Source organism: Halalkalicoccus sp. CGA53 (genome assembly GCF_036429475.1).
Lineage (GTDB): Archaea > Halobacteriota > Halobacteria > Halobacteriales > Halalkalicoccaceae > Natronorarus > Natronorarus salvus.
The window spans coordinates 1647250-1668028 of the sequence record NZ_CP144125.1; the positions used below are offsets into that span (position 1 = coordinate 1647250).

A 20779-nucleotide genomic window follows, 5' to 3' on the forward strand; every position below is an offset into this window, starting at 1 on the left:
GCCTATCGACGCGCGTTTACCCCCGGAAGGAGTGACGGGCCCATGGAGCGGATCTCGCTCGGCAACCAGGAGTTCGAGGGGCGGAACAACGCCTACGTGCTGGAGGGTGAGGGGCTGACGCTCGTCGACACCGGCGTCGCGACCGGGACTACCAGGGAGGGGCTCCGAGAGGGCCTCGCCGACCTCGGCTACGGGTTCGCCGACGTCTCGCAGGTCGTGCTCACGCACTTTCACTCGGATCACGCGGGTCTCGCCGGCGAGATCCAGGCCGAGGGCGACGCGACGGTCTACGTCCACGGGGCCGACGCCCCGCTCGTCGCACAGGAGGAGGCGGCGCTCTCCGACCTCGACGCGCTCCGCCGGAGGCTCTTCACGCGCTGGGGGATGCCCGACGAGGAACGGGAGGGCCTGCTCGCCTTCCTCGAGGGCCACACCCACATCGCGGGCGAACCCGTGGACGTGACGCCGATCGAGGACGGTACAGCGATCGAGGCCGGCGAGACACTGCTCAGAGCCGTCCACACGCCCGGTCACGCCGCCGGACACTGCTGTTACGAACTGGAGGGGGCAAGCGAGGCGTTCGTCGGCGACGCGATCCTTCCGGTGTACACGCCGAACGTCGGCGGTGCGGACGTCCGGGTCGACCGACCGCTCGAACGGTACCTGAAGACACTCTCGCGGATCGCGGGCGCGAAGTACGGTCGCGCCTGGCCCGGCCACCGCGACCCGATCGACGACCCGTCGGGCAGAGCGCGAACGATCGCCGCACACCACCGAGAGCGTACCGAGAACGTGCTTGGGGTGCTCTCCGAGCACGGCCCCGCCGACGCCTGGACGGTGAGCGCGCACCTCTTCGGCGACCTCTCGGGCATCCACGTCATGCACGGGCCGGGCGAGGCGTACGCCCACCTCGACCACCTCGCGAGGGAGGGGGTGGTCGCCGACGCCGACGGGACCTACGAGCTACTCGAGTCGGATCCGGACCTCGAGGCAGTGCTGGCGGTCGAGTGAGCCGGACCCCGTAGCGCCGCTCACTCGGCCGCTGGCGCGAGCTCCTCGACCGTCCGCTCGACCGTCTCCCCGCTCGCTCGCTCCGGGACGACCAGGATCGGCTCGTCGACGGTCGGCAGCGTCGCGATCTCCGAAAACCGTTCTCTGGCCTCCTCGGGGGTTCCCGCGACGCCGAGCGCCTCGACCATCCCGTCGGTGACCTCGTCGACCGCCCGTCCGCGCTCGCCCGCCGCCCACGCCTCCGAGACCGTCTCCGCCTCCTCCGGAAACAGCGTCGCGACCGACTTCCTGTACCCCGGTCCGTTGCCGACGTAGTAGGCGACGTGGCTGCGGATCAGGTCGTACGCCTCGTCTCGCTCCTCGCACACCGCGGAGGGGACGTAGGGGGAGACGTCGATCTCGTCCGGGTCTCTGCCGGCCTCCGCCGCTGCCTCGGCGATCACCGAGAACGCCTCGTCCATGCGCGGGAACGGGACGTTGTGCGGGAGCCAGCCGTCACAGAGCCGGCCCGTCAGCCGCCTGTTCGCCGGCCCGAGCGCCGCGTTGTAGAGCGCGACGTCCACGCCGAGCGGGGGGACGCCCTCGACGCGGCGGAACTCGCCCGAATAGCTCACCCGATCGCCGTCGCCGGTGAGCTTTTTCACGAGCTCAACCGTCTCGTGGGCCTGCCCGATCGGCGAGTCGAACTCGAGGCCGTGGATCGCCTCGATCGCCCGCGGCGTGCTCGGGCCGACGCCGACTCTGACCGTCTGGTCCGTGGCTCTCGCGAGCGACGCGGCCGCGCCCGCGATGGCGGCCGGGGTCCGCGAAAAGACGTTGACGATCGCCGTCCCCACCGGGAGGTCGGTCGCCTCGGCGATCCGACCGAGCCTGACGAACGCGTCCCACCCCCAGAGTTCGCCGCTCCAGATCGAGCTGTAGCCACCCGACTCGGCGCGCCTCGAGATCTCAACCGGACCGACACCCGTGTTCGGGACGAGCAGCCCACGGTGCATGTCACTCGATCTCGTGCCGGTCGGAAAACCGTGCCGGTCGATCACGCCGGTTTTGTGTGTGGTCCGAGAGTGGACGGTATGCGAGTGGTTCGGGTCCTCGTTCCGGAGGACCGCCGCGATGGCTGGCTCGACGCACTCGACGACCGCGACGTGGACTACGTTGTCACCGCGGAGTCGAGCGGTCGATCCGAGGGGGTGGTCGTCGAGTTCCCGCTGCCGACGGCGGCCGTCGGCACCGTCATGGACGACCTCAGGGAGGAGGGCTTCGACGGGGAGTACACCGTCATCACGAGCGCCGAGACCGCGACGACCGAGAACTTCGACGCGCTCCAGCGACGCTACTCCGGCAGACACGACGACAGCATCGACCGGACCGAGATCCGCGCGAAGGCGTTCACGATGACGCCGAACCTCAGCACCTACTACGTGATGACCGTGCTGAGCGCGGTCGTCGCGACCGCCGGGCTCTTACTCGACTCGCCGGCGATCGTCGTCGGCGCGATGGTGATCGCCCCGCAGGTGAGCGCCGCGCTCACCGCGAGCATCGGAACCGTCCTCGACGACCCCTCGATGATCTGGGAGGGATTTCGTGCGCTCGTCCTCGGTCTGCTCGTCGCGGTCGTCGGCGCCACGATCTTCGCCTGGGCGGTCCGGACGATGTACTTCGTCCCACCGGCGCTCGACGTCCGGACGGTCGCCCAGATCGATCGCCGGATCGCCCCCGGCGTGCTCGCGGTCGTGGTCGGGATCGGTGCGGGGGCTGCAGGCGCGTTCGGCCTCGCGACGGCCGTCCCGATCTCGATCGTCGGCGTGATGATCGCCGCGGCACTCATCCCCGCCGCCGCGGCGGTCGGCATCGGCATCGCCTGGGGGCTTCCCTCGGTGGCGATCGGCGCGTTCGTCCTCCTCGTCGTGAACACCGTGCTGATCACGCTCTCCGCGATGGCCGTGCTCTGGTGGCTCGGCTACCGGCCCGACGACTGGGACGATCGGGAGTTCGGTGACCGGCTCTCCGTCGATAGGTTCGACCGCGGGCTCGCGGCGATCGGCGTCCTGCTCGTCGTGCTGATCGTCTCCGGCGGGGTGATCGCGAGCGAGGTCCACTTCGACGTGCAGGTCAACGGGGAGATCGAGCGGACGCTCTCCGAGGAGCAGTTCTCCGACCTCGAACTCGTCTCGGTGCAGACGCAGTTCAGCGACGCCGGGCTCACCGAGGAGGACAGGCGTATCTCGATCGTGATCAACCGGCCCGCGGACACCGACTTCCCGGGGCTCACCGACCGGCTCGCGGAGGCGATCACCGAGCGGACCGGAACCGCCGTTATCGTCGAGATCGAGTACCTGGAGAAGGACAGCTCCGACCGGTAGCCCGCCGCGCACAGCTATATGTGCGTCGCGTCCCTCTCGTACGGCGTGCGATTCGCTCGTCACGGCACCGGCCTGCGTGCCGACCTCGCCGCGCTCGCCTCGCAGGTCCACCCCGTGTTCATGCTCCCACCGCTCGCGAGCTCCTGGTTCGGGAGCATGCTCTCCGGGCAGTTCTCGCTCGCGCTCGGGACGTTGCACATGACGGCGATCTTCCTCGCGGTCTACACCGCCCACGTCAAGGACGGCTACGTCGACTTCCACATGCGAAGCGAGGACGACGACCACCCGATCACCGAACCCGGCTGTCGGCTCGCCCTGCTCTCGGCGTCGGGCGCCTTCTTCGCCTGCCTCGTGCTGCTCTGGCTCTCGGTCGACCTCTGGGCGGCGCTCCTCACGCTTCCCACCTGGCTCATCGCCTACAACCACGCCCCGCGGCTCGACATGCACCCCCTCGGCGCGACGATGGGTTACCCGGCGGGGATCGCCCTCGCGATCGTCGGCGGCTACTACGCCCAGACGACGACGCTCTCGACCGTGGTACTCGCGTTCGCCCTCGTCTTCCTCGTGCTGCTCACGGGGATCAAGGTGATCGACGACGAGGACGACTACGCGTACGACCGCTCGATCGGAAAACGCAGCGTCGCGGTCGTCCTCGGTCCCGGACGCGCCCGCGACTTCGCCTACGGGCTGATGGGGCTCTCGCTCGCGCTCGTGACCGCCTTCGCGCTGCTCCCGGTCTTCCCGGTCGAGAGCCTCGGCGCGGTCCTCGCGTTCGGGGTCGTCGCCGGCTTCGCGCGCCGGAGCGACGACCCGACGCTCGCGACGATGCTCCTCGTCCGGGGGGCGTACGTCTTCCTCGCGCTGTTGCTCGCGGCGGTCTACTTCCGCCCGCTCGGATGGTGACGCCCTCGATCCGGTCGAGGGCTCGCCCGGCCTCCCGCCGGACGTACTCGCACTCGACGTCGTTCGCCCAAAACAGCTCCACGAGCAGCGCCGTCCCACGCTCGAAATCCGCTGGTCCCGTGGGGTGCTCGGTCGCGATTCCCTGCCAGAACGTGAAACGGATCGTCGCGAGCGGTTCTTGTTAGATCGCCTAACTGGCCCCGGCGAGCGGTCGGCCCGTTCCTCTCCTCGCACCAGCCCGCACACTGACCGGATCCGAGGTCCCATCCGTAGCTATCCCCTGGTGAGGATTATCGTCGTTCACCTCCCACAGGCCGGGTTCGCGACGCGGAACTCGGTTCGTGACGGAACCGAGACGGTTAGGACCCCCCGACGCATCTGAGGTGCTATGGCCGAGCCTGTCGAGAAGGCGTACGCCTACGTCACGCGGTTCGTCGCGAACCCGCGCGAACTGCTCGTCTTCAGCCACAGGAACCGCGACGCGGGCGTGCAGGTCCCGAAGGGGACGATCGAACCGGGGGAGGACCCCAGAGAGGCCGTCGTCCGGGAGGTCCGCGAGGAGACCGGGCTCACGGAGCTCCACCGAATCGACTACCTCGTCACCGACACCTGGGAACACCCGAACCGCGGGCTCTACCGCAGACACTTCTTCCACGTCGAGGTCGACCACGAGCGCGAGCGCTGGAGCCACTCGGTCACCGGCGGCGGCGAGGACGACGGCCTCGTCTTCGAGTACCGCTGGCAGCCGTTCGAGGACGTCTCGCTCTCGCGGGAGATGGGCGAGTACCTCCACCGGCTGTTCGACTGATCCGCTGATCGGGCGGCGGTCGTCGCCCACGGCCGGAGTCAGGCCGGGTGTTCCAGGGCTTCGAGGAGCGTCTCGATCGCCGCCCGATCGTCGAGGAAGGCCGGGTAACCGCCGACACAGATCACGAAATCCACGTCGGAGTCGACCGGTTCGCTCACGTGGAGCGTCGCGTCGATCTCGACCGGCAGGTCCGCGATCCTGACCGGTGCGTCGTACACCCCGACGGTCGTCTCGGCCCCGAGGATCGTCGTCTCGTAGCCCTCCCGCCGGTCGAGCTCCCCGATCTCCGTGTATCCTCGCTGGAGCCCCTCACCGTCCCGAACCAGCTCTGCGACCGCCCGGTCGTCGGCGTCCTCGATCGGGTTCAGCACCCTCCCGAGGACCTCGCCTTTCGGCGTCGCGTAGGCCGCGAAGACCGCCCCCTGTATCCGCTGGCCCGTGACCTCGACCGCGCGATCGTACTCGACGGCCCGGTCGACGAACGTGACCTCCCGACGCTGGCCGACCGCCTCGACCGTCTCCGTGTGCCGTTCAGTCCACCGTTCGCGCTCGTCGTAGCCGACCTCCTCCAGTACGCTCTCCGGAACGGCGGCGCGCGCCGCGCGGAACTCGACGCCGTCGCCGATCGCGAGGTCGAGACAGCCGGCGACGGTCGCGACGGCGAGACCTCCCGTGGCGAGGAACGCACGGCGGGTCCGGTTCATACTCGGTACTGAGCCCGAGCGCGTAAATCGCTCACCACTTCACGACGGTCACCTCGTCCTGCTCACGATCTCGATCACTACCTCCGAGTACACGTAGTGTACACAACCGTTGAAACGACGTCGAGAACGGGAGTTCCGGAACGGTAGTCGAGACGATTCACGAGAAGGCGTTTCACCTTCTCCGACCGTTGGTAGCGAATCACCCGTTCGTCGACGGGAACAAGCGCATTGCGCTCACCACGACGGCCGTACTCTACTCGATCGTCCGCTTCGCGTCCGTCTCACCGGAAGCGGTCTCGGAGACGCTCTATGCCGACGACTGATCTCTCTCGTCTCGCCGTCCTCGCGCCCTCTCACTTCGCCGTACTCACGATCTTCACCACGTCGCCCTCCTCGAGTTCGTGGTCCTCCCCGATCCGCCGCTTCTCGCGGGCGTCGACCGCGTGGAGGTAGCCGTCGCCGATGTCCGAGTGGACGGCGTACGCGAGGTCGCGCGGTGTCGAGCTACGGGGGAGCAGGAACGCGTCGGGGAGGACGTTCCCCTGACCGTCGGTCCACTTCGACTCGTTCTGGACCGGATAGGCGGTAAACCGGTCGAGCAGGTCGTAGACCGCGGCGTTCAACGCGCCCTGCACGCCGGTCCCCTCCCAGTGCTCCATCACCGCTCCGATCCGCTCCAACCCTGCGCGCTGGGCGTCGCTCACCTCGCCGACGATCTCGAACCCCGGATCGCCGGGATCGTACTCGAGTAGCCCCGCCTCAGCGCCCTGGCGCAGCGCGAGTTCGCCCTCCGCGGTCGTCGGGATCACGAGCTTCTCTCGCTCGCGCAGGCGCTCGAGGTTCTCCTCGGGGGCGACGTCGGCCTTGTTCGCGGCGACGACGATCGGCTTGGTGCGGGCGCGGACCGCCCGCGCGAGCGCCTCGCGGTGCTCGTCGGTCCACTCGCGGGGATCGGAGGGGTACTTCAGCTCTCGGAGGGTCGCGACGACCTCCGGTTCGGTGGCACCGAAGCCCGTGAGCACGTCCGTGATCGCCGCGTCGATCTCGAAGTCCGGGGTGCGGGACTGGCGTTCGACGGACTCCCAGTTGCGCTCGACGATCCCCGCGAGCCACATGTCCATCTCCTCCTCGATGAAGTCGATCTCGGAGAGCGGGTCGTACGTGCCGACCTCGACGGATTCGCCCTCCTCGTTTGTCCCGCCGGCGGCGTCGACGACGGTGATTATGACATCTGCCTCGGTGAGCGCGTCGAGGAACTGGTTGCCGAGTCCGCGGCCCTCGTGTGCTCCCGGCACCAGTCCCGCGACGTCGATCAGCTGGATCGGGACGTATCGCTTCCCGTCGCGGCAGTGTTCGTTCCCGCAGCGTTCCTCGCGATCGAGACAGGGACAGCGCGTGCGCACGTAGCTCACGCCCCGGTTAGGGTCGATCGTCGTGAACGGGTAGTTCGCGACGTCGACCTCGGCACGGGTCGCGGCGGTGTAGAACGTCGACTTGCCCGCGTTGGGCTTGCCGGCGAGCGCGATGGAGATCATACCCCTGAGTCGGGGAAACGGGGGCAAGCGCCTTTCGGTGGACGTACGCGCTGGCGGTCGGTCGCTCCGGTTCGCGACGGCTTTTACCGCCCGGTGGAGAAGTGACTCCATGGCCGAACAGTTTCACTCCACGGAGGGCCTGATCGAACGCCTGGACGACGCCTCGTTCGACCGCCCACCCGCACTCGTCGCGAACGCCCACATCACGGGCCTTGGCGTCGCGCGCGCGCTCACCAGGTACGACGTTCCGGTGATCGCGCTCGACCGCGACCCGAACGGCGTCGCGACCTCGTCCCGAGCCGTCGACTACGCCGGGGCGGTGACCGACCCCCTCACGGACCTCGAGGCGTTCGGCGAGGAGATAGGGGAAATCGCTGCCGCGATCGGTGACGAGCCGGTCGCGTTCGCCTGCATGGACGAGTGGGTCAACGCCTTCGCCCGCGCCGACCCGGATGGAGTGGCCCTCCCGTTCGCTTCGAGGACCGCGATCGACGCGCTGCTCGACAAGGAGTCGCTCTACACCCTCGCCGGGGAGCTCGGGGTGCCCGTCCCCGAGACCTACGCGCTCCACGAGACCGATCCGGAGACGGTGATCGAGGCGCTCGGCTTCCCGATGGTCGTCAAACCCGCGAGAAAACGCGAGGGCGAGGAGGCGCTCGGCTCGAACGTGATCCGGGTGCGGGACGAAGAGGAGTTCGCGGAGGTCGTCGCGACGGCCCGCGAGGTGGGGATCAGGATCCTCGCCCAGGAGCGCGTCGACGTCGAGGTCGGCGAGGATCGCTCGCTCGCCTCCTACCGCTCGCCCGACGGAGAGGTGCTCTCGGTCGTCGGCAACGCCCGGGTCAGGAACCCCCGGGAGTTCGGCACCTCCTCGTACGTCGAGGTGGTCGAGGACCCCGGTCTCGGAGCGGGCGCGCTCTCGTTGCTCGCCGAGGTCGGCTATCACGGCATCAGCGAGTCGGAGTTCGTCTACGACCGCTCGCGCGAGGAGTACGTCCTCCTCGACGTGAACACCCGGCCGTGGAAGTGGATCGGCCTGCCGGTCGCCGCGGGCGCCGACCTCCCGATGGCGGCCTACAGCGAGGCGACCGGAGAGCCCTTCGCCGCCGGCGAGGTCCGGGAGGCGCGCTGGGTCTACCTCCCGGACTACCTCCGACTGCTCTCGACCGACCGCTCGTTCGGTGACCTCCTCTCCGGAGCGGACTGGCGTGCGCTCGCCTCCGGCGCGTTCGAGGAGAACGGAACTCTCACGAGCGGGGTCTACTCGCCGTCGGACCCGGGGCCGATCGCCGACGTGGTTCGGACCGAGTTCACCGACCGACAGTACTACTGCTCCTGTTGAATCAGGCGGTCTCGCTTCCCTCCGCGAGGACGCCCGTTTCCAGTTCCCTCGCGGCCGCGAGCAGCCGATCCAGCCCGGCCGGCCAGTCCCGACCCACGATCTCCCCCGAGCGCTCGTCGTACTCGATGAGACCCCCCTGTTCGAGCCTCGGCAGGTGGACGTGATGGAGGCCGATCTCGAACGCCCGCCAGTCCTCACCCCGTCCCCGCCGCTCGTGCAGGATGCGCTGTATCGAGGTCCGCCCGTCCTGCTGGAGCCGGGTCAGCACCAGTCGCCGACCCGGATCCCGCAGGAGGTCGAACAGCGTGTCGACCTCGTCCGACCCCTCCGGTCGGTACGTCCCCGTTCCCCGGTATCCCCTCTCGTCGGACATGCTGTTATCATTGTACTACCAGCTATTAACTTTACTCGTTTATTTGAGATCAAACATATCATACGGGATCGGTAGTGAACCTCCGCGACCCGAACCCGACGTATAAGCCGACCCCGACCGAACCGGTCGCATGGACGGCGAACACCTCCACCTGAACCTCTTCACGATGTGTTCGGTCGAACACGTGAGCCCCGGCTCGTGGCGGTACCCGGGCGATCAGTCCCATCGGTATCTCGATCGATCCTACTGGACGGAGGTCGCCCGCACCGCCGAGCGCGGCGGCTTCGACGCGGTCTTCTTCGCGGACGTCCGGGGGGTCTACGACGTCTACGGCGGCTCCCGGGAGGCCGCGCTCCGACACGCGATCCAGACCCCTTCGGGCCACCCGCAGGCGCTGATCCCCGCGATGGCGGAGGTGACCGACTCGCTGGGCTTCGCCGTCACCCGTTCGACGACCTACACCCACCCCTACCAGCTCGCCCGCGAGTTCTCCACGCTCGACGCGCTCACCGATGGCAGGGTCGCGTTCAACGTCGTCACCTCGTACTTGGAGAGCGCCGCCCGGAACCTCGGGCTCGAGCGGCGGATGGACCACGACGACCGCTACGACCGCGCCGACGAGTTCATGGACGTCTGCTACCGGCTTTGGGAGGGGAGTTGGGAGGACGAGGCGGTCGTTCGCGACCGCGAGAACGGGGTCTTCACCGATCCCGAGAGGGTCCACCCGATCGAGTTCGAGGGCGAGTTCTTCTCCGTGCCGGGCCCCCACGGCTGTGAGCCGACCCCACAGCGGACGCCCGTCATCTACCAGGCCGGCTCCTCGGATCGGGGTCGGGAGTTCGCCACCCGCCACGCGGAGGCGGTGTTCGTGAGTCACCCGACCGAACGCGGCGTCGGCGAGTACGTGCGGGACATGCGCGAACGTGCGGCCGGGGCGGGTCGCGACCCCGACTCCCTCGCGTTCTTCCCGGGGATCGTCCCGATCGTCGGCGAGACAGCGGAGCTCGCGGAGGCGAAGTACGAGAGCTACAAAGACTCGATCGACACCGAGGCGGTGCTCACGCTCCTGAGCGGGTTCATGGACATGGACCTCTCCGAACTCGACCCCGACCAGAAGGTCGAGCACATCGAGACCGAGGCGATCCAGGGAGCGGTGAACGCGTTCACGACGAGCGACCCCGACCGGGAGTGGACGGTGCGCGAGATGGCGCAGTTCGCGGGGCTGGGATCGACCTCGCCGGTTCTGGTCGGAACCGGTAGGGAGATCGCCGACGAGATCGAGTACTGGTTCCGGGAGGTGGGTGTCGACGGCTTCAACGTCAAGGAGATCGTCCGACCGGGATCGCTGGTCGACTTCGTCGATCTGGTGGTACCGGAACTCAGGGAGCGGGGGCTGCTCGCGGGGATCGACGAGCGGACGAGCGGGACGCTCCGGGAGACGACGTTCGGGCGGTCGCGCCTGCCGGAGGACCACCCGGGACGGCGCGGCGCGCTGGCCGGGATGGGCCGGAGTAGCTAGACGAGATCCGAGAGTGAGAACTCGCGCTCGCAGTCGGGACAGTAGTAGCTGTCGAGGTCTCGTTTCTGGACGCCCTCCACACGCTCGCAGAACGGACAGGCGATGTCGACGACCGAGGCCATACGGGGGCTTCGACGGACACCGAAATAGCTCCTGTGACGTCTCAGTCTCCAGTCGGCAGCCGGCTCTGCACGGATTCCGCCCCCGCGACGCGTGCTTCGTGGTCGAGCAGTCGCCGCTTCGTCGTCACGCCGTCGGCAGCGGAGTAGCCCCGGAGCGAGTCGTCGCTCCCGACGACGCGGTGACACGGGATCACGATCGGGACCGGGTTCCGTCCGCAGGCCTGCCCGACGGCGATCGGACTCGTGTCGAGATCAGCGGCGAGCGCGCCGTACGTGCGAGTCTCGCCGCAGGGTATCCCCGCCATCGCCCGCATCACCCGGCCGGTGAGGTCGTCCGGAAACGCGACCGTCAGGTCGAACGCTCTGCGCTCGCCGCGTTCGTACTCCCCTACCTGCCGTCGGATCTCGTCGGTCGACTCCTCGACGTAGCGTTCGTCGATCCCGATCGTCGTTCCGAAGGCCGTGATCTGCATCGGACTCACTGTCCGAACGTACGACGACGAACGTATAACTCGGTTCCCCTTACCCAGTTCGACCGGGACTGCGCGCCTTATTACCGCGCGTGTACTGAGAGAGGGAGAGGACGATCCACCGGATGATGCCCTGGGAACACGTGATCATCGGGTACATCGCGTACTCGGTAGTCGTCCACCTGGTCTACCGCGACTCGCCGACCGCGGGCGAGACGGTCGTGGTCGTAATCGCCTCGGTTCTCCCCGACGCCATCGACAAGCCGCTCGCCTGGGAGTTCGGCGTCTTCGCGGGCGGCTACGCCCTCGGCCACTCGGTCTTCTTCGCGGTCCCTCTCGCGCTCGTCGTGGGGGCGCTCGCCTCCCGCCTGGGTCGTCCGCGGATCGGGGTGGCGTTCGCGATCGGCTACCTGCTCCACCTCCCGTTCGACGTGCTCCCGGGCTTCCTCCGCGAGGGGGAGCTGAAGATCGACCGGCTGCTCTGGCCGGTCAGAGAGCGGGGCGGGAGCCCCGGTGCGGGCTTTCGCGAGGAGCTCATCGAGAACGTCGTCCCGTACGCGCGAGCGATCCTCGAACCCGATCCCTCGCCGTACGCGCTGGTCCTGTTCGGAACACTGCTCCTCGTGGCACTGCTCTGGGTCTACGACGGGATGCCCGTCGCTCGCGAGGCGTACGTGTTCGCCCGGAGGAGGGTTCGAGCGAGCGGTTCCGACGCTGCGGAGAGGAGCGGGCGGGACCGGTGATCGGTCGACGCCGTCGAACCGTCGACGCGGACTCAGGGGAGCCGGATCGCCATCATCACCTCGTCGGCGTAGTGGCCGTTGATCTTGTAGTGGTCCTCTCGCACCGCCTCGACCTCCCAGCCCTGTTCCTCGAGGAACGCGATCGCCTCCTCGTTCGTCGCGGGCACGCTCTGGTAGACCCGCTCGTAGCCCTGCGAGCCGGCCCACTCGAGCCCGCGGTTGAGCAGGTGGCTCCCGATCCCCCTGCTCCGGTACTCGTCGATGACCCCGACGGTGAGTTCGGCGGTGTGGCTCAGCTTCTCCAGTTCAGAACCGTGGATGTGGACCCAGCCGACGACCTCCTCGCCGACGGTGGCGACGAAGAACATCCGCGACTCGATCTCGTTGTGTCTGAGCAGCGCGTCCTGGTGGTCGATCTCGTCGGCGACCGTCTCGGCGACGATGTACGTGCCCGCCTCCGCGACCTGCCGGATCGCGCCGACGATCCCCGCCAGGTCCTCCTGGCGGGCGGGTCGGATCGCGAACTCGACGTCCTCGGCCCGGTGTTCCTCGCGTTCGCCACCGTCGAGCGAGACGCGGAAACTCCCGCTCTCGTCGGCCTCGATCCGGCCGTCGCGTTTGAGGATCGCGACGTGGTGGCGCAGCCCTCCGGGATCGATCTTCAGCTCGCGTTCGAGTTCGCCGAGCGTCGCCGAGCCGTGGCGTTCGACGTAGCCGTAGATCCGTTTCCTGTCCTCGTGGCCGAAGCGAAGGCTCTCTCTCCCTGCCATGGGCTGGTATACCCTACCAGTTCACTTAACCGTTGTCGCTTTCCGGGACGCCGGTGAGGATCTGGGCCGTGTCGTGGACGTTCTCGGTGTCGATCAGTGCCTCCGCGGCGGTCCGGATCGAGACCTCCGGATCCAGCTCGACGCCGTAGCAGGCGGCGTAGAGCGCGAACCAGTCGTTCATCGCCCCTTCGAGCGTTCGAAACGCCTCCGGCGAGAACTCGGTGTACCGCCCTCCGGTGCGACCCTCGACGTAGAGCCAGATCGCCTGGCCCGCCCCCTCGCGAAGATACGCGAGCGCTTCCTCCCGATCCGGCGGCTCCTCCGGCGGTTCGAACCGCTCACGGTCCGCCTCGGCACGCGAGGCGAGCTCCTCGACCTCCCGGGCGACCCAGCTCTCCATCAGCCCTGCTTGAACTCGACGCCCTTCCCGCCGCGCGGGTGTTCCCAGTGGGTGTCTGCGATCACCGCACAGGTGCCACACTCGACACACGGCTGTGTGTCGAGGCTGACGAGCCGTTCCTCGCTCCCGTTCGTCTGGACCACCTCCTCGCGATAGCAGCCCCCACCGAACTCCATCGCGCTCACCGGACAGGCGGTCACGGCGGTCCCGCTGGCCTGCCAGGAGTTGTCGAGAAGCTCGATGTGTGGGTTGCCGATGTCGGTGTCGTAGGTCAGGTCGCCGATGCGCTCCTCGAGCGACGGCGGCTCGATCTCTCGGTCCGCGGTGACCCGCTCGCCGATCTCCTCGGCGATCACCGTCGGCATCGTCACGTACGGCGTCCGCGTGTCGGGTACGATCGACGAGAGCGTCGGCGAGCTGTAGAGGCGCTGGAGCCGGCCCCCGATGGTCGAGACCGCCTTCCGCCCGACCCGCGAGGCGACCACGCGGTCGGCGGCCCGCTCGGCCGGCCCGCGTTCGCCGACCGCTGCCGACGCCCGGTAGCCCCTCGGTCGAAGCTTCGCCATCACGCCCTCCGAGCGGAGTTTCTCGGCGTAGTACTCGCCCGCTCTGTGTGGCTCGCCACGCGTACGTGCCTCGACGAACGCCTCAGCGGCGAGCGCGCCCGCGGACACCGCGTGGTTCATCCCCTTGATGATCGGCCCCTGGGCCTGCATCTGACCGGCGGCGTCACCGACCACCACGAGCCGATCCTCGTGTGGCTCCGGGTGCGCTACCTTCTTCGAGTCGGGAACGAGCTTCGCCGAGTACTCGCGCTCGTCGTACTCGCCCCGGAACCACTGGTCCAGGAGTGGGTGGGTGAGCAGCGCGTCGAGCAGTTCGTGCGGTTCGGCGCGCTCCTCTGCGAGGCTGTCGAGGTGGAACACCGTCCCGATCGAGAGCGAGGCCTGGTTCGTGTAGAGGAACCCGCCACCACGGACGCCCTCGAAGAGGTCGCCCGAGACGAGGTGGGCGACGCCCTCGCCCTCGTCGATCCCGAACCGGTCGTCTATCGTCCCCGAGTCCATCTCGACGACGGCCTTCACGCCCTGGAACCAGTCCTCGGGGTTCTCCCAGTCCATCAGGCCCGCGTCGCGGGCGAGTTCGGAGTTGACGCCGTCGGCCGCGACGATCAGATCCGCGGTGACGGGATCGAGTTCGTCGAACGTGACGCCGACGATCTCGCCGTCCTCCCTGAGCAGGCCGTTCGCACGGACCCCGCTGAGCACGCCGCCGCCGGTCTCTCTGGTCATCTCGTGGACCTGCGCTTCGAGCCAGGAGTCCATCTTCCTCCGCAAGACGGCGTCGGACCACTCCGTGTCGTGCTCGTGGAGGTCGGTGATGTCGAACGTCGCCACCTTCTCGCCGGCGACGTTGTGGATGTAGTACTCCGTGATCGGCCGTTCGGCGGCCTCCTCCCTGAACCCCGGGAAGAGCCCGTCGATCGTGTACGGCGCGGACTCCTCGGCGTAGAGCAGGCCACCCGAAACGTTCTTTGAGCCGGCCTCGACGCCGCGTTCGATCACCAGCGTCTCGACGCCGTTTCGCGAGAGCGCCGCCGCCGCGGCCGCCCCACCGGGTCCGCAGCCGACGACGATCGCCTCGTAGTGTTCGTACTCCTCCTCGCTTCCGACGTCGGTCGTCTCTCCCCAGTCGGCCGCCTCCGCGGCCGCACCCTCGGGGTCTCGTTCCGCGTCCGCCATTCAGTCGTCACCCCCCGCGGGGGCCGCCGCGAGGTCGATCTCGCCCGTCTTCATCGCCTCCGTCAGCCTCGGAAGCACCTCGAAGAGGTCGCCCTCGATGTAGTAATCGGAGAAGTCCTTGATCCGCGCGTCGTCGTCGGTGTTGATCGAGACGACCGTCTCGGACTCGTCCATCCCGACCTTGTGCTGGACCGCCCCGGAGACGCCGGCGGCGATGTAGAGCTCCGGCTCGACGACGACGCCCGTCTCGCCGATCTGTCGTTCCTCGCTGACGTACTGCTCGACGTGGCCGTCGACCTGGTAGGAGGCGGTGACGATACCCCGTGTCAGCCCGAGCGCCGCGTCGTCGAACTGATCCACGAGCTCGAGCGCGAGTTCGATCCCTTTCGTCGGGTCGTCGCCGATCCCGCGTCCGATACAGACGATCACCTCGTGGCCGGTGATGTCCACACCCTCGTCGAGCACGTCGTGATCCGTGACCGAGACGCGGAACCACTCCTCCTCTAGATCGAGGTCGTGTTCGACCACCTCGCCCTCGCGCTCGGGGTCCGGCTCGGGGAGTTCGAAGCTCCCCGGGATCACCGACGCCCCCTGCGGGTGGAACTCGCGGTCGGGGTTGTCCAGACAGAGGATCGTCGAGTACTCGAAACCCGAGAAGTCCGGCCGCTTCATGTGCAGCACGCGCTCGAACTCGCGTTTCGAGCCCGCCTTCCCCGTCTTCGCGGGGTTGCTGATCGTCGTCTCGGTGATGTAGAGGTCAGAGCAGTCGCTCGCGAGCCCGCTGTCGAGTTCGCCCTGTACCTGCGCCGAGAGGTCGCGACCGTTGTTCGTCGCCGGGAAGAGCACGTAGCGGGGTTCGTCGTACTGTCCGCCGTCGCGTTCGCGCCACTCGGCCTCCCTCGCGTCCTCTCCCTCGAGCGGCCGTGCGCCCCAGCGCGCCATGTCGCAGAAGATCTCGGTGTACGGCTTGTGGAGAAAGCGGGTGAGCCGGGGATCCTCGTGGACGACGACGACGTCCGCACCGTAGGCGATCACCTCGTCGGTCAGCCCCGCTATGTCCTCGCCGATCAGCACCGCGACGACCTGCTCGTCCTCGCCGTACGCCTCGTTGTACCCGTCCATCAGCTCGCGGGCCTTCCCGAGCATCTCCCTGGAGACGTCGATCAGCTCGCCGTGCTGGGTCTCACAGTAGACCCACATGTCGCGGTAGTCGCCGCCGGAGAGCGCCTTGACGTACTGTTTGTCCTCCGTGGGGTGATCGAGGTCCGGGTGTTTCTCCTCGGGCGAGAGCCGTTCTTCGGGCTCCTCGTCCTCGTCGCTCTCGGCGACCGCGTCGATCCGCTTCTGAATCAGGCTCTTCGCGCTCTTTCTGTCCTCGCCCGCCTCCTCGGCCGCGATCAGCTCGCCCAGTCGCTCCGGGTCGTCGATGCCGCGGATCGCGTTGCCGAGTTCGGCGACCGTGAGCTCCGTGGGGTCGATCTCCTCGTCGACCTCCGCCTCCTCGCGGAGCTTCTCGATCCGGCTCTCGATCAGCGTCTTCACGTTCTCCCTGTCCTCGCCGGCCTCCTCGCGTGCGAGGATCTCCTCTAACTCCTCCGCGTCCTCGATCTCGCGGAGCGCAGGCCCGAGTTCGGCGATCTCGTACTCGCCGGGGTCGAACTCGGCCATTCAGTCACCCCCCGCGAACGCGGTCATCGCCTCCGCCACCTCGGCCATCCCCTCGGGATCGCGCGCGTCCACCATCGTCGCCTCCCGCTCGGCGGGTGCCTTCGGGATCGGGTCGACCGACTCGACGATCGTCGGCGAGCCCGACAGCCCGATGTAGTCGGGATCGAGGTTCAGGTCGGCGTGGTCCCAGACGGTGAGGTGCTCTTCGTACTCCTCGGCGCGGCGTTTCGTCTCGGCACTGAGGTCCTTGTGGGTGAGCCGGTGGCTCGCCTTCCTGTACGTCGGTTCGAACTCCGGGTCGGTGACGATGAACGCCGGGAGATCGCACTCGACGGTCTCGATCTCCTCGACGTCACCCTCCACGAGGCGTTTCGCCCGCACCGTCCGCTCGGCCTCGTCGACGTCCAGCGCGATGACGTGGGTGATCATCGGCCAGTCGAGACACCAGCAGGTCTGTGGGCCGGTGTGGCCGGTCTCGCCGTCGGCGGTCTTGAAGCCCGCGAACACCAGGTCCGGCGGCTCGACTTCGGCACCTACCTTCTCGATCCCGGTCGCGACGGTGATCGCCGTCGCCCACGTGTCGGCGGCGGCCATCTCGCGGTCCGAGAGCAGGTAGAGGTCGTCCGCGTAGATCTCCATCGCCTCCTGCAGGATCTCCTTGTAGCCCGGCGGCCCCATGCTCATCGCGCTGACCCGGCCGCCGTGGCGGACCTTCGTCATCAGTGCCGCCCGGGCGGCGTAGGCATCGTTCGGGTTCATCACCGTGGGGGTCTTCCCCCGCTCCAAGTGGCCCTCCTCGTCGAACGAGACCTCTCCCTCGCTGAAGTCCGGAACGCCCTTCGTCATCACGACCGAGTGCATCGTCCCTCCCGATCCGTGGTCACTGGTCCCATTGTACGGCGGGTGGTTTGGGACGACCCGTTATTATAGTATCGCCGGCCGGCTCGGACCCGCAGGCGACGTGGGGTCGCCCCCGACCACGGCCGCGACGCTCGACGTCGTCGGACGGTCATGCCGAGTCGATTCGTACGGACTGCTGTACCTGTTTAGCGCTCGGACCGGTACCTGCCTCTCGGTTCGAGTGGTACGGACGGACAGCAGTCCGTCTCAGACCTCGTCCACGTTCCCGCTTCGCGCGAGCGTCATCTCCCCGCGGGCGCGCATCGCGCCGTCGACGGTCGCCTCCGGGTCGAAGGTGAGCGCGTCACAGGAGACGTCCCCGCGAACGCGCGAACTCGGCGCGAGGGCGACGGTCCCGCTTCTGGTGGTAACGTCGCCGTGGACGACCGTCCCCTCCCCGACGGTGACGTCCCCACGGGCGCGCAGGCTCCCGAACAGCTCGCAGTTCTCGCCGACGTCGATCGACTCCGCACGGAAGTTGCCGTGGAGCCGACAGTCGTTCCCGATCCTCGCCGGCGCCGAGACCCGCCAGGCGTCGTCCGAGACGGTCGACCCTCGCGGGATCGCGAGCGGTTCGACCTCGTCGGCTTCCTCCTCGACGAGCTCCGAGAGCAGTTCGTCGGCTGCCTCCTCCTCGCCGATTCTGAGTAACTGCGCGAGGTAGATGAAAAGGAAGACGACCGTCGGCATCGGATTCCTGATGACGATCCAGCCGTTGGCCTCGAACCCCTCGGTTATCTCTACGTCGTCGCCGATGTCGAGGTCGCCGCCGACGACCAGCCGGCCGTCGATCCTGACGCGCTCGCCGAGGTAGGCGTCGCGCTCGACGAGCACGTTGTCCGCGACCGACGACCACATGTCGAGCCGGCAGTCGCCCTCGGCCTCGATGTGGCCGTCGAACGTCACCCGTTCGCCCGCGACGACGGTCTTCCCTCTGACCCCGAACTCGACGGTGCTCTGGCCGCCGACGAGTACGTCGCCGTCGGTCACGAGGTCGTGTTCCTCGCCCCGCGTGCCGTCGGGGATCACGAGTTCGTCGAGCGGATCGGTTCTCCCTCCGAGTTGCACGTCACCCTCTGCGCACGCCCGGGGCATAAACCTCCTGTCGGTCGGACACACGTCAGACTCCAGCGACCGGCTGCCGTCGGTGTCACCGATGACGAGACGTTTTTATCCCCGAGCGGGCTACGCGGCCCATGACCAGCATCGCCATCGACGACGACGGCGTCGACGTCGTCCACGAGGGCACCGAGTTCCGCCTCGAACGCGAGCTGATCGAGGAAGCCACCGAAAAATCCTACTACGACGTCACCGACCACGAGATCCTCCGGATCATCGAGAAGGACCCGGAGCTCTCGGGCGAGGCGCGTCGCGTCGGGGACATCATTTAAGTAACGGGCGGCGAAGGGCCGGTATGGACCGCTCGACACTCGATCACCCCGCGTTCAGAACGGCCCTCGGGACGGGCCTCGGCTACGGCCTGATCCTGCTCGTCATGTTCGTCGCGCTCTTTCTCGTCCCGTACGCGATCTTCGTCGCGCTGTAGCGGGAGCTCCGGCCCGTTTCGGGCCTCGCGCTCCCCCGACGACCCGGGAGCGTCGCGCCCGCGCCCACGGTGACGCCGTCCTCGAGCGTCGGTGACGTTTCTCCTCCGCGAGCGAATCGCCACCGGGTCTCCCGCCATCGCCGTTCGGACGTCCTCGCACACCCGTCGGTACGTGAGCGGTGGTGTACGCGGGCGGGGAGTACTATCCCTCGTCTCAGGCGAACGTCGCGGAGACGTCGGCGTCCTCGTCGTTCTCCGCCTGAACCTTCTCCCAGGCGGCCTCGAAGTCGGTCATCCGGATCTCGGTGCGGTCGTCGCGGATCGCGAACATCCCCGCCTCCGTACAGATCGCCTTGATGTCGGCCCCGGAGGCCTCCTCGGCGGCCTCGGCGAGGTCGGAGAACTCGACGTCGTCGGCGACGTTCATCCCGCGGGTGTGGATCTCGAAGATGAGTTCGCGGCCCTCGGCGTCGGGTTTCGGCACCTCGATGAGTCGGTCGAACCGGCCCGGCCGGAGGATCGCGCGGTCGAGCATGTCGAAGCGATTGGTCGCGGCGATGATACGGATCTCGCCGCGTTCCTCGAAGCCGTCCATCTCCGAGAGGAGCTGCATCATCGTCCGCTGGACCTCGGCGTCGCCCGAGGTCTTCGACTCGGTCCGCTTGGAGGCGATCGCGTCGATCTCGTCGATGAACAGCACCGCCGGCTCGTGCGCGCGGGCGACCTCGAAGAGGTCACGAACCAGCTTCGCACCCTCGCCGATGAACTTGTGGACCAGCTCGGAGCCGGCCATCTTGATGAACGTCGCGTCGGTCTCGTTCGCGACCGCCTTGGCCATCAACGTCTTTCCCGTACCGGGCGGGCCGTAGAGCAACACACCGGACGGTGGCTCGATTCCCACCTCTTCGAACTGATCCGGCTTCAACAGCGGAAGCTCCACCGTCTCTCTGACCTCGTTCAGCTGCTCGTCGAGCCCGCCGATGTCCGCGTAGGTCACCTCGGGACTGGTCTCGACCTGCATCACGCGGGCGCGGACGTCGGTCTCCCCGTCGAGGGCCTTCACGATCGACAGCGAGTTGTTCACCGCCACTCTACTGTCCGGTTCGAGGTCGGCGCGCATCTCCTCGGTGACCTCGGTCAGCGCCTCCTGATTGTTGCCGTGCTGTTTGATGATGACGCCCTCGTCGGTCAGCTCCTGGACCGTGGCGATAAAGAGCGGCGACTGTTTGAGCTTCTTGTTCTCGTGGGTGAGCCGTTCGAGTTTCTGCTGGTACTTGTTGTTCTCTGCGTTCGCGTCGAGCAACTTATCGCGCATCTCCTCGTTCTGGGACTCGATGATCGAGAGGCGGTCGCGCAACGCCTCGATCTTGTCCTGTTTCGACGCGTCGTCCTCGTACGGGAGGTCGACGTCCTCGACGGTGTCGGTCATTGGGCTGTAATAAGGCGCTGATTCATAAGAGGTTTCGGGTCGTTCCGGGAAGCCCCCTCGATCCACCCCGTCGCGCCCGGAAGATGCCCAATGGTTATATTTTGAAACGACAACTATTATCGTCTCGTATTCCGTAGGCGACTACCACATGAGTACGTCAGAGGCGACCTCAGGTGAGACCGACCCCGGCTGGGAGGCGGTGCGGGAGCTTCCCCCGAGTGCGAAGCTCGTCGCGAAGGTCCTCGAGTACCAGGAGACGCTGACGCAGAGCCAGCTCGCCGAAGAAACCCTGCTCCCGCCGCGCACCGTCAGATACGCGCTGAACCGACTCGAGGAGGTGGGCGTCGTCGAATCGCGCTTCTCCTTTTCGGACGCGAGGAAACGACTCTACTCGCTCTCGATCGACGCGCGCTGACCCACCGGTTCACTCC

Annotated in this window: 23 protein-coding genes and 1 pseudogene; 11 read left to right on the forward strand and 13 right to left on the reverse strand. The window is 67.9% G+C overall.

Annotated elements, in window-relative coordinates; all coding sequences use genetic code 11:
• Positions 1 to 42: 42 nt before the first annotated feature.
• Positions 43 to 1011: an MBL fold metallo-hydrolase gene (locus V2L32_RS09940; protein ID WP_331236337.1), complete on the forward strand. Its 969-nt coding sequence runs from the start codon at positions 43 to 45 to the stop codon at positions 1009 to 1011.
• A 20-nt stretch (positions 1012 to 1031) separates the two neighbouring features.
• Here V2L32_RS09940 and V2L32_RS09945 read toward each other — a convergent pair whose 3' ends face one another.
• Complete coding sequence (locus tag V2L32_RS09945; protein ID WP_331236338.1) at positions 1032 to 2006, reverse strand: LLM class flavin-dependent oxidoreductase; 975 nt, start codon at positions 2004 to 2006, stop codon at positions 1032 to 1034.
• Positions 2007 to 2084: 78 nt separating this feature from the next.
• Here V2L32_RS09945 and V2L32_RS09950 point away from each other — a divergent pair, with 78 nt between their 5' ends.
• The 3 genes from V2L32_RS09950 (at position 2085) to V2L32_RS09960 (ending at position 5085) form a co-directional block, all read left to right on the forward strand.
• Positions 2085 to 3374, forward strand: coding sequence for a TIGR00341 family protein (locus V2L32_RS09950; protein ID WP_331236339.1), 1290 nt, complete (start codon positions 2085 to 2087; stop codon positions 3372 to 3374).
• Positions 3375 to 3419: 45 nt separating this feature from the next.
• Complete coding sequence (locus tag V2L32_RS09955; protein ID WP_331236340.1) at positions 3420 to 4277, forward strand: UbiA family prenyltransferase; 858 nt, start codon at positions 3420 to 3422, stop codon at positions 4275 to 4277.
• Positions 4278 to 4665: 388 nt separating this feature from the next.
• Positions 4666 to 5085 carry an NUDIX hydrolase gene (locus tag V2L32_RS09960; RefSeq protein WP_331236341.1) on the forward strand — a complete coding sequence of 140 codons (420 nt, stop codon included), beginning with the start codon at positions 4666 to 4668 and terminating at the stop codon, positions 5083 to 5085.
• Positions 5086 to 5123: 38 nt separating this feature from the next.
• Here the strand turns inward: V2L32_RS09960 and V2L32_RS09965 are convergent, their stop codons facing one another.
• Complete coding sequence (locus V2L32_RS09965) at positions 5124 to 5789, reverse strand: DUF6517 family protein (RefSeq protein ID WP_331236342.1); 666 nt, start codon at positions 5787 to 5789, stop codon at positions 5124 to 5126.
• A 119-nt stretch (positions 5790 to 5908) separates the two neighbouring features.
• Between V2L32_RS09965 and V2L32_RS09970 the strand changes: the two are divergent.
• Positions 5909 to 6064: pseudogene (locus tag V2L32_RS09970) on the forward strand (Fic family protein); the annotation flags it as partial.
• A 78-nt stretch (positions 6065 to 6142) separates the two neighbouring features.
• Here the strand turns inward: V2L32_RS09970 and V2L32_RS09975 are convergent.
• Positions 6143 to 7324, reverse strand: a complete 1182-nt coding sequence (locus V2L32_RS09975) for a redox-regulated ATPase YchF (RefSeq protein WP_331236343.1) — start codon at positions 7322 to 7324, stop codon at positions 6143 to 6145.
• Between the two features lie 109 nt (positions 7325 to 7433).
• Between V2L32_RS09975 and V2L32_RS09980 the strand changes: the two genes are divergently transcribed.
• Positions 7434 to 8666 carry a carboxylate--amine ligase gene (locus V2L32_RS09980; RefSeq protein WP_331236344.1) on the forward strand — a complete coding sequence of 411 codons (1233 nt, stop codon included), beginning with the start codon at positions 7434 to 7436 and terminating at the stop codon, positions 8664 to 8666.
• A 1-nt stretch (position 8667) separates the two neighbouring features.
• Here the strand turns inward: V2L32_RS09980 and V2L32_RS09985 are convergent, their stop codons facing one another.
• Positions 8668 to 9039 carry a DUF7344 domain-containing protein gene (locus V2L32_RS09985; protein WP_331236345.1) on the reverse strand — a complete coding sequence of 124 codons (372 nt, stop codon included), beginning with the start codon at positions 9037 to 9039 and terminating at the stop codon, positions 8668 to 8670.
• Between the two features lie 130 nt (positions 9040 to 9169).
• On the opposite strand from V2L32_RS09985, the gene V2L32_RS09990 reads away from it, so the two are divergent.
• A complete protein-coding gene (locus V2L32_RS09990) occupies positions 9170 to 10558 on the forward strand; it encodes an LLM class flavin-dependent oxidoreductase (protein ID WP_331236346.1) in 1389 nt (462 codons plus the stop codon).
• Here V2L32_RS09990 and V2L32_RS09995 read toward each other — a convergent pair.
• On the reverse strand, positions 10555 to 10680 hold the full coding sequence (locus V2L32_RS09995; RefSeq protein WP_331236347.1) for a hypothetical protein: 126 nt from the start codon (positions 10678 to 10680) through the stop codon (positions 10555 to 10557). The two genes, V2L32_RS09990 and V2L32_RS09995, sit on opposite strands and share 4 nt — an antisense overlap.
• A 41-nt stretch (positions 10681 to 10721) precedes the next feature.
• Entirely contained in the window at positions 10722 to 11153 is a 432-nt protein-coding gene (locus V2L32_RS10000; RefSeq protein WP_331236597.1) for a methylated-DNA--[protein]-cysteine S-methyltransferase, read from the reverse strand.
• Between the two features lie 122 nt (positions 11154 to 11275).
• Here V2L32_RS10000 and V2L32_RS10005 point away from each other — a divergent pair, with 122 nt between their 5' ends.
• Entirely contained in the window at positions 11276 to 11893 is a 618-nt protein-coding gene (locus V2L32_RS10005) for a metal-dependent hydrolase (RefSeq protein ID WP_409348414.1), read from the forward strand.
• Between the two features lie 32 nt (positions 11894 to 11925).
• On the opposite strand, the gene V2L32_RS10010 is transcribed toward V2L32_RS10005, so the two are convergent.
• From V2L32_RS10010 to V2L32_RS10035, 6 genes are all read right to left on the reverse strand, one after another.
• Positions 11926 to 12663: a helix-turn-helix domain-containing GNAT family N-acetyltransferase gene (locus tag V2L32_RS10010; RefSeq protein ID WP_331236349.1), complete on the reverse strand. Its 738-nt coding sequence runs from the start codon at positions 12661 to 12663 to the stop codon at positions 11926 to 11928.
• A 25-nt stretch (positions 12664 to 12688) separates the two neighbouring features.
• On the reverse strand, positions 12689 to 13063 hold the full coding sequence (locus tag V2L32_RS10015; RefSeq protein ID WP_331236350.1) for a hypothetical protein: 375 nt from the start codon (positions 13061 to 13063) through the stop codon (positions 12689 to 12691).
• On the reverse strand, positions 13063 to 14805 hold the full coding sequence (locus tag V2L32_RS10020) for an FAD-dependent monooxygenase (RefSeq protein ID WP_331236351.1): 1743 nt from the start codon (positions 14803 to 14805) through the stop codon (positions 13063 to 13065). Before V2L32_RS10020 ends, V2L32_RS10015 begins: the two co-directional genes overlap by 1 nt.
• Positions 14806 to 16473 (reverse strand): electron transfer flavoprotein subunit alpha/FixB family protein, encoded by a 1668-nt coding sequence (locus V2L32_RS10025; RefSeq protein ID WP_331236352.1) that lies wholly within the window; start codon positions 16471 to 16473, stop codon positions 14806 to 14808.
• Positions 16474 to 17334, reverse strand: coding sequence for an electron transfer flavoprotein subunit beta/FixA family protein (locus tag V2L32_RS10030; protein WP_331236353.1), 861 nt, complete (start codon positions 17332 to 17334; stop codon positions 16474 to 16476).
• A gap of 246 nt (positions 17335 to 17580) precedes the next feature.
• Positions 17581 to 18441, reverse strand: coding sequence for a polymer-forming cytoskeletal protein (locus tag V2L32_RS10035; RefSeq protein ID WP_331236354.1), 861 nt, complete (start codon positions 18439 to 18441; stop codon positions 17581 to 17583).
• A 128-nt stretch (positions 18442 to 18569) separates the two neighbouring features.
• On the opposite strand from V2L32_RS10035, the gene V2L32_RS10040 reads away from it, so the two are divergent.
• Complete coding sequence (locus tag V2L32_RS10040) at positions 18570 to 18764, forward strand: DUF5800 family protein (RefSeq protein ID WP_331236355.1); 195 nt, start codon at positions 18570 to 18572, stop codon at positions 18762 to 18764.
• Positions 18765 to 18787: 23 nt separating this feature from the next.
• The gene (locus V2L32_RS10045; RefSeq protein ID WP_331236356.1) at positions 18788 to 18919 is read left to right on the forward strand and encodes a hypothetical protein; all 132 of its coding nucleotides are present in this window, start codon (positions 18788 to 18790) and stop codon (positions 18917 to 18919) included.
• A 214-nt stretch (positions 18920 to 19133) separates the two neighbouring features.
• On the opposite strand, the gene pan1 is transcribed toward V2L32_RS10045, so the two are convergent.
• Positions 19134 to 20348, reverse strand: a complete 1215-nt coding sequence (gene pan1 / locus V2L32_RS10050; RefSeq protein ID WP_331236357.1) for a proteasome-activating nucleotidase Pan1 — start codon at positions 20346 to 20348, stop codon at positions 19134 to 19136.
• 148 nt (positions 20349 to 20496) lie between these two features.
• Here pan1 and V2L32_RS10055 point away from each other — a divergent pair, with 148 nt between their 5' ends.
• A complete protein-coding gene (locus tag V2L32_RS10055) occupies positions 20497 to 20763 on the forward strand; it encodes a MarR family transcriptional regulator (protein ID WP_331236358.1) in 267 nt (88 codons plus the stop codon).
• Positions 20764 to 20779 lie beyond the last annotated feature (16 nt).